The organism is Caballeronia sp. dw_19 (assembly GCF_018449515.1).
In the GTDB taxonomy this organism is placed as follows: domain Bacteria; phylum Pseudomonadota; class Gammaproteobacteria; order Burkholderiales; family Burkholderiaceae; genus Caballeronia.
This window is the reverse complement of record NZ_JAAVUQ010000003.1, coordinates 209,631-224,220: the sequence shown is the minus strand read 5'-3', so window position 1 is coordinate 224,220 and position 14,590 is coordinate 209,631. Positions and strand designations below refer to the sequence as shown.

The 14,590-nt window shown below is 62.4% G+C and carries 16 protein-coding genes, 1 other RNA gene and 1 riboswitch; of the genes, 9 read left to right on the top strand and 8 right to left on the bottom strand.

The window, feature by feature from the left end:
• Positions 1-16: 16 nt before the first annotated feature.
• Positions 17-1,501 (bottom strand): cobyric acid synthase, encoded by a 1,485-nt coding sequence (locus tag HB376_RS05800; protein WP_213762480.1) that lies wholly within the window; start codon positions 1,499-1,501, stop codon positions 17-19.
• Between the two features lie 67 nt (positions 1,502-1,568).
• Between HB376_RS05800 and cobU the strand changes: the two genes are divergently transcribed.
• From cobU to HB376_RS05780, 4 genes are all read left to right on the top strand, one after another.
• Positions 1,569-2,105 carry a bifunctional adenosylcobinamide kinase/adenosylcobinamide-phosphate guanylyltransferase gene (gene cobU, locus HB376_RS05795; protein ID WP_213762479.1) on the top strand — a complete coding sequence of 179 codons (537 nt, stop codon included), beginning with the start codon at positions 1,569-1,571 and terminating at the stop codon, positions 2,103-2,105.
• A 1-nt stretch (position 2,106) separates the two neighbouring features.
• Entirely contained in the window at positions 2,107-3,048 is a 942-nt protein-coding gene (cbiB, locus tag HB376_RS05790; RefSeq protein WP_213762478.1) for an adenosylcobinamide-phosphate synthase CbiB, read from the top strand.
• Entirely contained in the window at positions 3,041-4,048 is a 1,008-nt protein-coding gene (gene cobD / locus HB376_RS05785) for a threonine-phosphate decarboxylase CobD (protein WP_213762477.1), read from the top strand. Before cbiB ends, cobD begins: the two co-directional genes overlap by 8 nt.
• A 136-nt stretch (positions 4,049-4,184) precedes the next feature.
• Complete coding sequence (locus HB376_RS05780) at positions 4,185-5,096, top strand: cobalamin-binding protein (RefSeq protein WP_213762476.1); 912 nt, start codon at positions 4,185-4,187, stop codon at positions 5,094-5,096.
• Positions 5,097-5,100: 4 nt separating this feature from the next.
• Here the strand turns inward: HB376_RS05780 and cobC are convergent, their stop codons facing one another.
• Genes cobC through HB376_RS05755 form a run of 5 tightly spaced genes read right to left on the bottom strand, consistent with a single transcriptional unit; the run spans position 5,101 to position 9,271 of the window.
• A complete protein-coding gene (gene cobC, locus HB376_RS05775; RefSeq protein ID WP_213762475.1) occupies positions 5,101-5,673 on the bottom strand; it encodes an alpha-ribazole phosphatase in 573 nt (190 codons plus the stop codon).
• On the bottom strand, positions 5,658-6,419 hold the full coding sequence (locus HB376_RS05770) for an adenosylcobinamide-GDP ribazoletransferase (protein ID WP_213762474.1): 762 nt from the start codon (positions 6,417-6,419) through the stop codon (positions 5,658-5,660). Before HB376_RS05770 ends, cobC begins: the two co-directional genes overlap by 16 nt.
• Before the next feature lie 7 nt (positions 6,420-6,426).
• Positions 6,427-7,476 (bottom strand): nicotinate-nucleotide--dimethylbenzimidazole phosphoribosyltransferase, encoded by a 1,050-nt coding sequence (cobT, locus tag HB376_RS05765; RefSeq protein WP_213762473.1) that lies wholly within the window; start codon positions 7,474-7,476, stop codon positions 6,427-6,429.
• A gap of 8 nt (positions 7,477-7,484) precedes the next feature.
• Positions 7,485-8,282, bottom strand: a complete 798-nt coding sequence (locus tag HB376_RS05760) for an ABC transporter ATP-binding protein (RefSeq protein WP_213762472.1) — start codon at positions 8,280-8,282, stop codon at positions 7,485-7,487.
• Positions 8,279-9,271 (bottom strand): iron ABC transporter permease, encoded by a 993-nt coding sequence (locus tag HB376_RS05755; RefSeq protein WP_213762643.1) that lies wholly within the window; start codon positions 9,269-9,271, stop codon positions 8,279-8,281. The genes HB376_RS05760 and HB376_RS05755 overlap by 4 nt, the downstream gene beginning before the upstream one ends.
• A gap of 225 nt (positions 9,272-9,496) precedes the next feature.
• A riboswitch (cobalamin riboswitch) is annotated at positions 9,497-9,777 on the bottom strand.
• 293 nt (positions 9,778-10,070) lie between these two features.
• On the opposite strand from HB376_RS05755, the gene HB376_RS05750 reads away from it, so the two are divergent.
• The 5 genes from HB376_RS05750 to HB376_RS05730 all read left to right on the top strand — a co-directional run bounded on the left by HB376_RS05750 (position 10,071) and on the right by HB376_RS05730 (position 12,606).
• Positions 10,071-10,454 carry an ATPase gene (locus HB376_RS05750; RefSeq protein WP_213762471.1) on the top strand — a complete coding sequence of 128 codons (384 nt, stop codon included), beginning with the start codon at positions 10,071-10,073 and terminating at the stop codon, positions 10,452-10,454.
• Positions 10,451-10,765: a cell division protein ZapA gene (locus HB376_RS05745; protein ID WP_213762470.1), complete on the top strand. Its 315-nt coding sequence runs from the start codon at positions 10,451-10,453 to the stop codon at positions 10,763-10,765. Before HB376_RS05750 ends, HB376_RS05745 begins: the two co-directional genes overlap by 4 nt.
• Before the next feature lie 229 nt (positions 10,766-10,994).
• Positions 10,995-11,176: non-coding RNA, 6S RNA (gene ssrS, locus HB376_RS05740), on the top strand.
• Between the two features lie 161 nt (positions 11,177-11,337).
• Positions 11,338-11,796, top strand: a complete 459-nt coding sequence (locus HB376_RS05735; RefSeq protein ID WP_213762469.1) for an EVE domain-containing protein — start codon at positions 11,338-11,340, stop codon at positions 11,794-11,796.
• Positions 11,797-11,880: 84 nt separating this feature from the next.
• The gene (locus tag HB376_RS05730; RefSeq protein ID WP_213762468.1) at positions 11,881-12,606 is read left to right on the top strand and encodes an SIMPL domain-containing protein; all 726 of its coding nucleotides are present in this window, start codon (positions 11,881-11,883) and stop codon (positions 12,604-12,606) included.
• Positions 12,607-12,692: 86 nt separating this feature from the next.
• Here HB376_RS05730 and lgt read toward each other — a convergent pair whose 3' ends face one another.
• Together lgt and HB376_RS05720 are read right to left on the bottom strand one after the other, a co-directional pair.
• Positions 12,693-13,598 carry a prolipoprotein diacylglyceryl transferase gene (gene lgt, locus HB376_RS05725; protein ID WP_213762467.1) on the bottom strand — a complete coding sequence of 302 codons (906 nt, stop codon included), beginning with the start codon at positions 13,596-13,598 and terminating at the stop codon, positions 12,693-12,695.
• 21 nt (positions 13,599-13,619) lie between these two features.
• The gene (locus HB376_RS05720) at positions 13,620-14,567 is read right to left on the bottom strand and encodes a LysR family transcriptional regulator (protein ID WP_346730447.1); all 948 of its coding nucleotides are present in this window, start codon (positions 14,565-14,567) and stop codon (positions 13,620-13,622) included.
• Between the last annotated feature and the right edge of the window lie 23 nt (positions 14,568-14,590).

Below are 14,590 nucleotides of genomic sequence, written 5' to 3'. Positions count from 1 at the left end.
CCCCGCCCCGCCGCTTTCAGGCGAACATTGCGGCAATAGCGTCAAGGTCCAGCGCTTGCCCGAGCGTATCGGCGAGACGGTCCAGCGAAGCCTCCCGCAATGCTGGGTAATCGAGCGCCGCGGCATCACGCAGACCCGCCCATTCGAGCAGCGACGCGCAGGCTTCCGGGGTATCGAAGATGCCGTGCAGATAGGTTGCGGCGATCTGGTTATCGGCGGAAATCGCGCCGTCCGGACGCTCGCCGTCGAGCATCACGGCCGGCTGGGCGAGCGCTGCGCCCGTCGTGCGGCCCATGTGGATCTCGTAGCCTCGCACGGGCGCTGGGATAGGGCCCGCGGTTAAGGTCAGCCTGCCAGTCACGTTGTCGAGCAGCTTGTCCGCCGTCAGCGTGGTGTCGAGATCCAGCAGGCCCAGCCCGTTCACGCAGCCTGCCGGCCCTTCGAACCCCTGCGGGTCATCCACCGTGCGGCCCAGCATCTGCATGCCGCCGCAAATTCCCAGCACCTTGCCGCCGTATCGGAGATGCCGCTCGATCGCGCGATCCCAGCCGTTTTCGCGCAGCCACGCCAGGTCCCGCTGCACGCTTTTCGACCCCGGCAGCACGATCAGATCGGCCGGTGGCGGCGCCGTCCCCGCACGCACGTAGGAGAAATCGACCTGCGCGTGTGCGCGCAATGCATCGAAATCCGTGTGATTGCTGATGCGCGGTAGCGCCGGCACGATCACCTTCAGCACCTCGCCGCCGGCTTCGCCCCGGGTGTGTAACTGACTCGGCAGCATGTCCTCGGCATCAAGCGTCAGGCCGTGCAGATAAGGCACCACGCCAAGCACCGGCTTGCCGGTCTGCGCTTCGAGCCAGTCGAGACCCGGCTGCAACAGGCTGATATCGCCACGAAAACGGTTGATTATGAAGCCGCGAATCCGCGCCCTTTCGGTCTCCGATAAACACGCGAGCGTCCCCAGCAAATGCGCGAACACGCCGCCACGGTCAATATCCGCCACCAGCACCACCGGGCAATCCACGCGCTCGGCAAACCCCATGTTGGCAATATCCCGGTCCCGGAGGTTCACCTCGGCCGGGCTTCCCGCCCCTTCCACGATAATCGCGTCAAAATGCTGCTGAAGCCGGGCGTATGAGGCGAGAACCGCGTCGAAGGCAACGGTTTTGTACGCGTGATACGCACGGGCATCGAGATTGGCGTGCGCGTGGCCGTGGATGATCACCTGCGCGCCGCGATCGCTGGTCGGCTTGAGCAGCACGGGATTGAAGTCGATTTCCGCATCCACGCCCGCCGCAATTGCCTGCAGCGCCTGAGCGCGGCCAATTTCGCCGCCGTCCACGGTTACCGCGCTGTTCAGCGCCATGTTCTGCGGCTTGAACGGCGCGACCCGCCTGCCGCCGCGCCGCGCGAGCCGGCACAAGCCCGCGACCAGCGTGCTCTTGCCGGCATCGGAGGTCGTGCCCTGGATCATCAGCGTGCCGCGCGGTGCAAATTGCATGGGTGTTTCCGTGCTCATCGGTTCTCTGGGAAGCCGCTATGGTAGCGCCCGCCGGTACAATATTGCGATGACTTCACCCGACCTCACCTTCATTCTCGGCGGCGCGCGCTCGGGCAAGAGCGCGTTTGCCGAACGGCTGGCCGCCGACAGCGGTTTGCCCGTTACCTACGTGGCCACGGCGCGTATTGGCGATGCCGAATTCGCCGCGCGTGTGGAACAGCATCGTGAACGCCGGCCGGCGCACTGGGCGCTGGTCGAAGCACCGCTCGATCTGGGCGGCGTGCTGCGCGAACTGGATCGCGAAGGTCATGTGGTGCTGATCGACTGCCTGACGTTATGGCTCGCCAACTTGCTGTTCCCCGCTGACGGCAGCACACCCGACGAGCCGCCGCTTGAGGCTTTCAGCGACTTCGACGCCGCGCTTTCAAACGTCCGCGGCCAGGTAATCATAGTGAGCAACGAGATCGGCCTGGGCGTGGTGCCAATGGGATCGGTGACGCGCCTTTACGTCGATGAACTCGGCCGCATCAACCAGCGCGTCGCCGCCGCGAGCACGCATGTGACCATGATGGTCGCCGGCCTGCCGCTCGTCCTCAAAGGCTGACATGCTGCTGCTCTCCTTCTACGTTACGGCGATGCTCGCCATTGCCGGCGTGGTGATCGACCGGATCTTTGGCGAACCGGCCACGCGGCATCCGCTGGTCGCGTTCGGGCGGCTTGCCACGCGCATCGAAGCAAAGATGAATACGGGTTTCCGGGCGCGGCCGGCGGGCATTCTCGCGTGGCTGCTGGCCGTCGTGCCGCCGGTGGCAGTGAGCTGGATTCTCGTGAGCGTGCTGCCGTTCGCCGCTGCGTGCGCCGTGCATGCCGCGCTGCTGTGGTTCTCGCTCGGCGCCAAAAGCCTGCGGGACCACATCGTGCCGATCGCCCGTGCCCTCGGGATCGGCGACCTGCCCGCCGCGCGAAAGCTGACGGCGCGGATCGTCTCGCGCGACACCACCCACGCCGATGAAGCCGCGCTGTCCCGCGCCGCCGTCGAATCGGCTCTGGAAAACGGCAACGACGCGATTTTCGGCGCGCTGTTCTGGTTCGTCATCGCGGGCGGACCGGGCGCGTTGATGTTCCGCCTCGCCAACACCCTCGACGCGATGTGGGGTTACCGCACGCCGCGTTACCTGCGTTTCGGCTGGGCGGCCGCCCGTTTCGACGATGTCCTGAACTTCGTGCCCGCGCGGCTCACGGCCGCAAGCTACGCCCTGATGGGCGACACCCGCACGGCGTGGCGCTGCTGGCGCACGCAGGCGCCGCTGTGGGACAGTCCGAACGCGGGGCCGGTGATGGCGGCGGGCGCGGGAAGCCTGAACGTGCTGCTCGGCGGCCCGGCGATTTATAACGGAGCTCTGGAAACGCGGCCCGTGCTCGGGTTCGGAATGACCGCGTCGTCGCGGCACGTGGTGGCGGCGCTGCGACTGGTCGAACGCACGATCCTGCTTTGGCTCGCGGTGCTGCTGGTGCTGGCTTTCATGGGCGTGGGGCTTCATGGCTGATCCCATCCGGCATGGCGGGAATCTGCGGGAAACCGCGCGTCGATACGGAATCGCGCTGGGCGACTGGCTGGATTTATCGACGGGGATCAATCCGCGGGTCTATCCGGTCCCGCCCGTTCCAGTGGACGCATGGCGCCGCTTGCCGGAGGACGCCGATGGCCTCGCCGAGCTTGCCGCGCGCCACTATGGAGCGCCGGAGGCGCTGCCGGTTGCGGGCAGTCAGGCGGCGATTCGTGCGCTGCCGGGCGTGTTGAAGCGAGGCGTTGCGGCCGTTGCACCTTTGACCTATGGCGAGTACGGGCCGGCGTTTGAACGGGCGGGGCATCGGATAGTCAGCCTCGATGTCGCATCGATCGATTTGAAGGATGACATTGATCACGTGATCGTTGCGAATCCTAACAATCCGACGACCGAACGTATCGCGCGTGATGTCCTGCTGCGGTGGCATGAGCAATTGTCCCGGCGCGGCGGTACGTTGGTCGTTGATGAAGCGTTCGCCGATGCCTACGGCGATACGGCGATCTCGTTGGCATCGGAGAGTGGGCGGCCGGGATTGATCGTGCTGCGCTCGGTCGGCAAGTTTTATGGGCTGGCTGGGATTCGCGCAGGGTTTGTGCTCGCGGCGCCCCCCCTACGCGATGCGCTTTCGGAAGCGCTCGGTGCGTGGACCGTAAGCGGTCCGGCACGACACGCGGTGCAAGCCGCGTTCAATGATCTTTCGTGGCAAGCAGAGACTCGCGCCACGCTGGCTCGCGATAGCGCAAGACTAGCCGCGTTGATCCGCAATCAAGGTTTCGATCCCCATGCAACGCCGCTTTTCGTATGGTTCGAGACCGACAAAGCAAAGGCACTGCAGCATGCTTTGGCCTCGCGCGGAATCTGGACACGGCTCTTCGAGCACGGCGCGTTGCCAAGTTTGCGGATTGGTTTGACGGGATCGGAAGAAGAATGGGAGCGGTTTGAGGAAGCGTTTAACGTCGCGGTGAAAGCGATCCGCTGAACGACTGAGCCCTTCCTATCGCGCGGTTCACTCTCCCAATGCTAATCAAAACCGAACGCGTATTCGTGCTTCGATCACAAGACCCGCTTGTTATGCTGCCCGAGCCATACATGACGCACCCGAACCAACACTCCTCATGACCCTGCGCCACTTCCTCACGCTCACCTTCATCGCTACTGCGATTTTTGCATCGGCCCAAGCCCGCGCCGAAACCCTCACTGTCACCGACGACACCGGCGCCGCCGTCACCCTCGCCACCCCTGCACAACGCATCGTGAGCCTTGCACCCCACGTCACCGAACTCCTGTTCGCGGCGGGCGGCGGTGCGCGCGTGGTCGGCGCGGTCAGCTATAGCGACTACCCGCCGCAAGCCAAAGCCATCCCGCGTGTTGGCGATAACAAATCGCTGGACCTCGAGCGCATCGTCGCGATGAAACCCGATTTGATCGTCGTCTGGCGGCACGGTAATGCAATGCGTCAGATCGACCGGTTGCGCGAACTGCATGTGCCGCTGTTTTTCAGCGAGCCGCACAGACTGGACGATATCCCTGTCACCATCGATAAACTCGGAGTCCTGCTCGGGACATCGGCTCAGGCGAACAAGGCGTCGGAAGCGTTCCGTCGCGACATTTCCGATTTGCGGACGCGTTATTCGAACCGCCCGTCAGTGAGCGTGTTTTACCAGGTCTGGGACGACCCGCTGATGACGCTCAACGGGTCGCAAATCATCAGCGAAGTGATAGATCTATGCGGTGGTCACAACGTGTTCGCCGACCTGAAACCGCTGGTGCCCACCATCTCGACTGAAGCCGTCCTCGCCGCCGATCCCGAAGCGATCGTGACGGCCACGCCGGGCGCGACGAGTTCGGAACATGCGTTGCCGTCGCTGGATGCATGGCGCAAATGGCCATCGATCAAAGCCGTCGCGCGCAACAATCTGTTCGGTATCGATGGGGACCTGATCAACCGCCCGACACCGCGTCTCGCGCTCGGAGCGGCCGCGTTGTGCGAAGACCTGGAAGTTGCCAGAACGCGGCGTCCGAAGTAGAGATTCAGGCGTTCCAGCGCACCAACAACCACTGATCGCGCACGCGTTTCAACCAGACGATCGCGCCGAAATCCAGCGGCCATTGGATCGCGTTCGCGCGCGGGACGCCGAGCAAATGAGCGGTCAATACACGTATGACACCGGCATGCGCCACCGCGTGAACCGGGCCAGTTGTATTGGCGGTACAAATTGAATCGGCCCAACCGATTACCCGCTCGGCAAACTGCGCGACGCTCTCACCGCCATGCTCGCGGGCGTGTTCAAGATCCTCTGCCCAGGCATCGAGCATTGCACGATCAAGGCCATCCCAGCGCTGCCCTTCCCATGCGCCGAAATCGAATTCCTGCAAACGTGCATCGGCTTGAATGGGACCAAGTGCTTCGGCTAGCAAACGGCATCGGCTTAACGGACTTGTATGCCAGAGGCCTTCAACTGCCGGCACTTTCAGCAGCCGTAAATGCTCCTCCAGCACACGCGCGGAATCGGCCGCATCGCCTAGAAGCGGGACATCGGTGCGGCCATAACAAATCCCGGTGTCGATACCAACGGCCGGATGGCGAATCAGGACGAGATCCATCCGAGTCCAATGAGGTAGATGGCAAGTTCAAAAATCTGCTGCGCGAAGCCGAGGCAATCGCCGGTATAACCGCCGATACGTTTGACGAAGTAGCGCCCCATGGCAAAACGCAACACACCGAGCGCCACGATCATCACGCATCCGAGCCGCCAGTCGGGCCAGAAAAGCCAGGGCAATCCGAACAAGGCGGCTAACAGAAACGCCCACGTGCTCATCTTATGCGCGACCGGTTTCGCCTTACCTTCGGCCCGCACATAGTCGAGCGTACAGAGATAGCTGATGGCGAACGTTCGGCTCGCCGCATGCGCCGCGACGATCGTCCATGCGGTGCGCAGCGGCAGCATCGTGGCCAATGTCTGCCACTTCAGCGCAAGCACGACGATCAGCGCAATCGCGCCGAACGCGCCGATTCGCGAGTCGTGCATGATGCGCAACACGTCCTCGCGGGTAGTTGCGCCGCCGAAGGCATCGGCGCAATCGGCGAGGCCATCTTCGTGGAACGCGCCCGTGACAAGCAACGTTGCCGCCATCGACAACAACACGGCCACGCCCGCCGGAAAGACCTGCAGCGCGGCGAGATAAACGACTGCGCCGAGCCCGCCGACCAGCGCACCGATCAACGGAAAATAGCGCGCCGCCGCGTTCAGATAATGCGCTTCGAAACCGACCCAACGCGGTACCGGCACGCGAGTGAAATACCCGAGCGCGGTGAAGAAATAGCGAAGTTCCTGCGATGGCCGGTTCATCACGGGATCACACGGCCTTATCGGACACGCCGGCCGATTCGAAGCTCGCCATTTCATTGATGAACGCCACCGCCGCGCGCAACAACGGCAACGCAAGTGCGGCACCGGTGCCTTCACCCAGACGCAATCCAAGCTGCAGCAACGGGGCTGCGTTGAAATGCTCCAGCATGCGCCGGTGCCCCGTTTCATCCGATGCATGCGCGAACACGCAGTAATCAAGGACCGCCGGGTTAAGCGCGTGAGCCACAAGCAACGCCGATGTAACGATAAAACCATCGACGAGAATCGTCATGCGCCCTTCAGCCGCCGCGAGGAACGCGCCCACGATCATCGCGATTTCAAAGCCACCGAAGGTGGCCAGTATCTCGATCGGATCGGTGGATGCCGCGTGTTTCTTTAAAGCTGCGGCAAGCACATCGCGTTTGTGAATCAAGCCGGCGTCGTCCAGACCCGTGCCGCGTCCGACACACGCATCAATTTCAACGCTGCAGATCCGGCTCATCAGGCACGCCGCCGCCGATGTATTCGCTATCCCCATCTCGCCAAAGCCGATCACGTTGGTCCCGAGCGCCGCGTGAAAACGCACGCGCGCAGCCCCACGTTCGATGGCTTGCAGAACTTCATCGCGCGTCATCGCCGGTTCGTTCGCGAAGTTACGCGTACCGCCGCGCCGGATCGCTGCATCGACGAACCCTGGCGCTGCCGGCGATGCACTCGCCACACCCGCGTCCACCACTTCGAGCGTCATGCCCGCCGCCTTCGACAACGCATTGATCGCCGCCCCGCCCGCGATGAAATTCGCGACCATCTGTACGGTGACTTCCTGCGGAAACGGACTCACGCCTTCGGCCGCAATGCCGTGATCGCCGGCAAAAACAATGATCGCCGGCCGCTCGATACGTGGCCGCAAAGTCCGTTGAATCAGCCCGATCTGAAGCCCGAGTGATTCGAGCCGCCCGAGACTGCCGGGCGGTTTTGTCTTCGTATCGATCACATGTTGCAACTCGCCCGCCATCGATCGAGCGAGCGGTTCAGGACGGGGAAGTATGTCGTTCATAGTGTTGTTCACGGAGAGGTTGAACGCATCACGGGCACGAGCGCCTCGTGACCATCCTGCTGGATCAGGGTAAGCGGATAACCGAACGCCGCGCCGGCACGCTCGGGCGTGAGGACATCGCGAACGCGGCCGGCATGCGTGTGGCCCGCGCCGTCGAGCAGTAAAGCGTGCGTGGCGAAACGCCGGGCAAGGTTCAGATCGTGACACGAGAAAATCACGCTGCGTTGTTTCGATCCGACCCAGCCGCTCAGCGCTTCGAGGCAATCGATCTGATGATGCACGTCGAGATGCGCCAGCGGTTCATCGAGCAACAATAGCGGCGCGTCCTGGCACAAGGTCGCGGCCAGCGCCACACGTTGACGTTCACCGCCGGACAACGACAGGACATCGCGTGAAGCGAATTCGGCAAGGCCGAGCCTATCCAGTGCCGCGTGCGCAGCCGCGCGGTCCGCGTCGCTTTCCCAGCCCCAGCCAGTGAGATGCGGAAAGCGGTTGAGCATGACGGTGTCCAGTACGGTCGCGCTGAACGCATCGTGCGTGGCTTGTGGCATCAACGCGCGGCGGCGGGCCAACTCAATAGTGCCCCAGGCGCTCAACGCTTTTCCATCGAGTGAAATCGCATTCGATGCCGTCTTCGATACCCCCGCCATCGCTGCAATCAAGGTCGTCTTGCCCGCACCATTCGGACCGGCGATGCACCACATTTCGCCGGGCGCGAAGGTCTGCGTGAGGTCCGCGACCAACACGCGAGTTGCTGCACGAGTACCCGCGCGCAACGTGAGATGAGTGATCTGAAGTCCGTTCATGGCGCGCGCCTGAGGAGCATCCACAAGAATACCGGCACGCCGATCAGCGCGGTGATGACACCCACCGGCAACTGCGCCGGCGCGATCACCGTGCGCGCGATCAGGTCCGCTCCCATCACCGCCAGTCCGCCGGCCAGCGCCGATGCAGGCAGCAGCATGCGCTGATCGTTGCCGAACGCGAGCCGCAGCACATGCGGCACCACGAGCCCGATAAACCCGATGGTCCCGGCCGTCGTCACGGCAGCGGCTGCCGCCAGCGACGCAACGAGATACACGCGCACTCTCAACTGCACGACGCGCACGCCAAGCGCCTCGGCCGCTACGTCGCCGCGCAGCAGTATGTTGAGCTGGGGCGCGACCGGTACGATAGCGATCAACGCAATTACCAGCGCGATTAAAGCGGTCCATGGCATCGCGACGCCGTTCAGGTCGCCGGTCAGCCAGAACACCATGCCGCGCAAGCGATTCTCGGGCGCGACCGCGAGCATGAGGGTGATCAACGCGCCCCACCCCGCGGCGATCACCGCGCCGGTGAGCAGCAATCTCGGCGATGTGTCCTGCGGTTCCCCACGCCACAACTCGCGCCGGGCGAGGCCGAGCACAAGCAGTATCGATAAGAACGCGCCCGTGAACGCGGCAACATCGACGCTCCACCACGACAGGGAGAACAACATCGCGGCGAGCGCGAACGCAGCCGCGCCACCCGATACGCCAAGCACATACGGTTCGGCCAAAGGATTGCGCAGCAAGACCTGCAGCAATGCACCGGCCATGCCAAGCAGAGCACCCGCCGCAAAACCACCGAGCGCGCGCGGCAGGCGCAGGCTGAGCACGATTTCATCGATCACGTCAGTCGACCGGGACACGAGCGCCTGCATCACCCGCAGCGGCGACACGGCGATACTCCCCAGCGCCAGCGACGCCACGAACACAGCGAGCGCGGCCAGGCCGAGCCCGGTCCAGACCATGAAAGCGCGCTGGGCGTTCATGCGCTTGGTGTTCACTGCGGCAGTCGGCCGGGCATGATCGAGGCGCCGCGACGCGGCGTGCGGCGTGCTGTACGAGTGCGCAAGCTGATGGTCCTTGTTGAAGAGGTTGCCGAGGTTATCGATAAGCGCGCCGCCCCACGGAACGGCAAGCTTTGGGCGACCAACGGATTGCCGCTGAACGGATAGTACAGATCGTCGAAGCTTGAAGCACGGCGGATGATCGCCGCCGTTGCGTTCCCCCAAAGCTGGTATCCGGGCTGTCGACCCATCGGGCGACCTTCCCGTGCGCGGACGCGCAGTGGCCAACCGCGTGCTGCCGGACGCCATTTTTCGAGTGGTGAAATGGGCGGGGCAACGCGCCAGGACCGGCTTGCAACTTGGGTTCGAGTCGCTTACCGTTGCGGGGGCAGCGCAGAGTGAGTCGTCCGGGCTGACTCTGCTCCCTGCTTCCCGTTTAACTGCGCGCTGGCAGCGCACGCATGAGCACCAGGGTGGCGGGAGTTTAAGATCGGCACAATGGCCCGTCAAGAAAGCAGGACCATGCGGGCATATTGACCGTCCACAACGTGGTTCGATTATTCGATTTACCCCTGTTTTAAAGGCTCCCGCGCGATATTCCGAAGAACGCTCGCACGCCTGAATGAATGGGAAAATGAATCGATATAAAACGTTTCCCCTTACAAATAAAGGGCCGTGCCCATGCTTTGAAGACCGAATGCTGTTACGTCTGGAAACGAACCAAATTTCTGAAGCGCCGGAGAAGCGCGCTAAAATGCGAGGTCTTAAGAGGACGCAGCACATGCTCAACGAACTCGAATCACTGTCACAGAATATCGGCCGGCTGATCAAGATCAGCGAACGCCATCATCAAGCTCACCACGCGTTGGCCCAGCAACTCGAACAGTTGCGCGCCGACTATGCCAACACGCAGGGCGAACTTGCGGCCATGCGCGAAGAACGCGACGCACTGGTGGCGGAACGCGACTCGCTGTCGGCCAAGATCGACGACGCGCAGATTCGCCTCAACGCGATTCTCGAAAAATTGCCGCGTGCGAAAGCTGCACCGGAGCCGGATAACCAGCTTGCCCTCTTGCCTCCCGATGGCGGCATCGAACCGGATACCGCCGACTCGGCGCACGGTGCGTTGCATGAAGAATCACACCATCACGGAGAAAAGGCATGACGACGAAACAGATCGAGGTATCCATTCTCGGCGCGCCGTATCGGCTCGCATGTTCGCCGGAAACCGAAGGCGCGTTGCGCGAAGCGGTCGCGCGCGTAGATGCGGAAATGTCGAAAGTGCGCAACGCAAGCAGCGTGCGCGGCACCGATCGGATCGCGGTGATGGCGGCGTTGTCACTGGCGTCAGAATTGCTCAAGCTGCAAAACAGCGTGCGTCACGGCGAGGCGTTCCCGGCCGAAGAAATTCGCCGCACCATGCATCAAATGAACGAGCAACTGGGCGTCGTGATTTCACAATACGAAGCGCAGTAGTTGCTGAGGTAGTTGCTGCAATAGATACGGTAGCGGTAAGTGTGTAGTGGCTGGAATTTGCTTTAAGTGCTTGACGTACGAGCTAATATCCGGATGTTATTTTGTTGCCGGAATGCTGGCACGATTCTGCGTCAACCGCTACGTCTTCAGGCATTTAACGAATTCATCGGTCACCATAAAGTTTTCCTGGATCATTGCTGCATCGTCTCGTCGATTGGTGTAAAGTGACTGCTCCCTGCCTGGTTTGCCAAGGTCATATATTCCTTGAACCAATGCCATTGTGCACGGTTGTGGGACCTTGTAGCACTGGCGAGCGCGTCACTCTGTCTGATGAGCCCAAAGTGCTGCTTACTGCGACCAATCTTGAACCCAGGTTCAGGATGCCGGCCTAGCGGCTTGGGCGGGGACCCTTTTCAACAGCATGCGTGTTTTTATGCGCATGCTAGTAAGCGGTTGAGTTGACTGAATGGACTAACGGCGCTGGAGCTTCTCCGGCGCCGTTTTCTTTTGCATCGTGAATCCTGCATCGTGCATGCTTCTTTGCACGGCACCTTTCTCCATGGAAGACATTCATGCGCTACTGGCTGATGAAGTCGGAACCAAACGAAGCGAGCATCGACCATCTCGCTCACGCTCCCAAAAAAACCCTGCCCTGGACCGGCGTGCGTAATTACCAGGCACGCAACTTCATGCGCGACGGCATGCAGGTTGGCGACGGTGTGCTGTTCTATCACTCAAGCTGTCCGCAGCCGGGAATCGCAGGCATTGCGAAGGTGTCGTCGGCCGCTTATCCCGATCCCACTCAATTCGATTCCTCCAGCCACTACTACGATCCCAAGTCATCGCAGGAAAAGCCGCGCTGGTTGCTCGTCGACGTCCACTTCGTGAAGAAGACGCCGCTTATCCCCCTCGCCACGCTACGCGATCACGCAGAGCTTGCCGATATGCAAGTGCTCGCCCGAGGCAATCGGCTGTCGATCACACCGGTTACCGAAACGCAATGGCGCTTTATCACCGAACACCTTTTGTAACCTCGTTGAAGGGAACTTCGCGAGCATGAGAAGCGCCTAAGCTTCGCGTCACATGACGCGCACTCATGCTTATGGAGTTACACGATGACAAAGAAAAACACCACTTCCACACTGGCAGCCGCTGTGCTGCTTGCAGGCGCTGCCATGGCACAGAGCGCGTTTGCGCAAAGCGTCGTTCAGGCCCAGCCGTCGGGCGTGTTGTCGCTCGCAGCACAGGCCAGTGCTGACGTGCCGCAGGACGTGGTCGACATCACCCTGTTCTATGAGCAGGAAGCGCAAGACCCGGCCTCGTTGACGTCGGTGCTCAATCAACGCGCGGACGCCGCGCTGCGCCAGGCCAAGGGTGTCGATAACGTCACCGCGCACAGTGGTTCGTTCACCGTCTATCCGTCCACCGATCGCGATGGCCGTATTTCCGCATGGCGCGGCCGCACGGAAGTCGTGCTGGAGTCGAAGGACTTCGCCGCTGCGTCCAAGCTGGCGGGCAAGATGAGCGATTCAATGCAAGTGGGCAGTGTGACGTTCTCGCTCTCGCCGGAAGCGCAGCGCGCCGCGGAACAGAGACTCTCGACGCAGGCCATTGCTTCGTTCAAGCAGCAGGCACAGAGTTCGGCCCAGGCATTCGGCTATAGCGGTTATGCGATCCGCGAGGTGAACATCGGCCATAACGGGTCGTCGCCGCGTCCGGTCATGATGATGGCCGCGCGCAACATGAGCGCGGATGCAAAGATGTCGGCACCCATGGCGCTGGAAGGGGGCACGTCGACGGTGACCGTGAACGTGTCGGGTTCGGTACAGATGAACCGCTAGACGCTCAGTTCAAGTCTCGCTATATATAAAAAAGCCTCGCTGCGCGCGAGGCTTTTTCATGGCATTTGCAAAGGCTGATCTCTCGTTCAGGAGAGTTTCGCGGACTCCGACGGCACTGCGCGCCCACGTCGATACGACCAGACAAGCAGTCCAATTCCGCCAATGATCATGGGCAGCGAAAGCCATTGGCCCATCGACAGGTTCATGGCCAGCAGGCCCAGATAATCATCAGGTTCACGCGCGAACTCAACCGTGAAGCGCGCGAGGCCATAACCAATCAGGAACACCGCGGAAATCCCGCCCACCGGCCGCTGCTTGCGCGACATCAGCCACATCACGATAAACAATGCGAACCCTTCCAGCGCGATCTCGTACAACTGCGACGGATGCCGCGGCAGCATCTGGTAACGCTCGAAGATCTCATTCAAATGCCACTGCGCGGCCTGCTGCGGATGGGTGCGCAGCCAAATGGCGTCGTCGGGGGATGCGTTCTGGAACAGCATGGCCCATGGCGCGTTCGGATTGGTCACGCGGCCCCACAACTCGCCATTGATGAAGTTGCCGAAGCGACCGGCCGCCAGCCCGAGCGGGACCAGCGGCGCGACGAAATCGGTGACTTGCAGCCAGGTCCGGTTTCTTTGCCACGCGAACAGGACCATCGCGAGAATCACGCCGATCATGCCGCCGTGGAACGACATGCCGCCTTCCCACACCTTGAAGATATCGAGCGGATTCGCGAAGTAGAAACTCGACTTGTAGAACACGACATAGCCAAGCCGGCCGCCCAGGATGGTGCCGAGCACCCCGTAGAACAGGATGTCGTCGATATCCTTCGTGGTCCATCCTTGCGCCGAGACGTACGGCAAGCGCAGCCGCAAGCGCCCGATGACGATGCACTGGATGAACGCCAGCAGATACATGAGGCCATACCAGCGCACAGCGAGCGGACCGAGATGAAGCGCGATGGGATCGAAATTGGGGTGAATGAGCATGTTTCTATTTACGTGTTGGGGTCACGGCAACGCAGGCACGGTAGCCGCATGAGCGCGCACTATATCGATAAAACCGGCGAGCACCGGGCTGACCTCCGCCGCGCGCCACACGAGTCCGGTCTCAACCACCGGCCCCGATTCGAGCAACGGACGATACACCACTCCGGTCCTGCGCAGATGACGCAGCGATTGCGGCACGAGCGCGACGCCCATGCCAGCCGACACAAGACTGACGATGGTCTGCATCTGGATGGCTTCCTGCCCGACCCGCGGCATCAGGCCAGCCGCGCCGTAGCAACCCATAATGATGTCATAGAATCCGGGCGCGAGACGCCGTGGAAAGACGACGAGTGGGGCATCGGCGAGTTGGTGAAGGCTCACAGGCGTCTCCGACCATTCTTCGGCGCCCAGCCCGAGCGCAGCCGCGGCGTCGCTGGACATGGCGATGACCAACGGCTCGCGGGCGATCGGCAAATACGACAGCGCGACGGCGTGGCGTGGCGGCAGCGGGGGAATGACGAGCCCGGCGTCTATGCGGCCGGCCACCAGCTCTTCCACCTGAACGTCGCTGGTGGCTTCCACGAGTTGCAGCCGGACGCCAGGGTAACGGGCGCCAAAATCGCGCAGCAAGAGCGGCAGGAGCCCGTAATCGGCGGTGGAAACGAACGCAAGCGATAAACCCCCCGCCTCGCCCCGCGCGAGCGATTGCGCGAGCGGTCTTAACGCATCCGCGCCGGCGAGCAGCCGTCGCACTTCCGGCAGCAGATCCTTGCCCACGGGCGTCAGCTCGACTGAACGCTTCGTACGTACAAACAACGCAACGCCCAGCATGTCCTCCAGCGCCCGGATAGCCTGCGACAACGGCGGCTGCGTCATCGCGAGGCGCCCTGCGGCCCGTCCGAAGTGCATTTCCTCGGCAACCGTCACAAAATATCGCAACAATCTGAGTTCAATGTTCCGCGTTTCCACTGATATGTTCCACGACCTAGTAG

Bases quoted from the DNA above. Each gene is read 5' to 3' on its own strand.
- HB376_RS05800 (WP_213762480.1), bottom strand. From the start codon at position 1,501: ATGCAATTTGCACCGCGCGGCACGCTGATGATCCAGGGCACGACCTCC.
- cobU (WP_213762479.1), top strand. From the start codon at position 1,569: ATGACTTCACCCGACCTCACCTTCATTCTCGGCGGCGCGCGCTCGGGC.
- cbiB (WP_213762478.1), top strand. From the start codon at position 2,107: ATGCTGCTGCTCTCCTTCTACGTTACGGCGATGCTCGCCATTGCCGGC.
- cobD (WP_213762477.1), top strand. From the start codon at position 3,041: ATGGCTGATCCCATCCGGCATGGCGGGAATCTGCGGGAAACCGCGCGT.
- HB376_RS05780 (WP_213762476.1), top strand. From the start codon at position 4,185: ATGACCCTGCGCCACTTCCTCACGCTCACCTTCATCGCTACTGCGATT.
- cobC (WP_213762475.1), bottom strand. From the start codon at position 5,673: ATGGATCTCGTCCTGATTCGCCATCCGGCCGTTGGTATCGACACCGGG.
- HB376_RS05770 (WP_213762474.1), bottom strand. From the start codon at position 6,419: ATGAACCGGCCATCGCAGGAACTTCGCTATTTCTTCACCGCGCTCGGG.
- cobT (WP_213762473.1), bottom strand. From the start codon at position 7,476: ATGAACGACATACTTCCCCGTCCTGAACCGCTCGCTCGATCGATGGCG.
- HB376_RS05760 (WP_213762472.1), bottom strand. From the start codon at position 8,282: ATGAACGGACTTCAGATCACTCATCTCACGTTGCGCGCGGGTACTCGT.
- HB376_RS05755 (WP_213762643.1), bottom strand. From the start codon at position 9,271: ATGAACGCCCAGCGCGCTTTCATGGTCTGGACCGGGCTCGGCCTGGCC.
- HB376_RS05750 (WP_213762471.1), top strand. From the start codon at position 10,071: ATGCTCAACGAACTCGAATCACTGTCACAGAATATCGGCCGGCTGATC.
- HB376_RS05745 (WP_213762470.1), top strand. From the start codon at position 10,451: ATGACGACGAAACAGATCGAGGTATCCATTCTCGGCGCGCCGTATCGG.
- HB376_RS05735 (WP_213762469.1), top strand. From the start codon at position 11,338: ATGCGCTACTGGCTGATGAAGTCGGAACCAAACGAAGCGAGCATCGAC.
- HB376_RS05730 (WP_213762468.1), top strand. From the start codon at position 11,881: ATGACAAAGAAAAACACCACTTCCACACTGGCAGCCGCTGTGCTGCTT.
- lgt (WP_213762467.1), bottom strand. From the start codon at position 13,598: ATGCTCATTCACCCCAATTTCGATCCCATCGCGCTTCATCTCGGTCCG.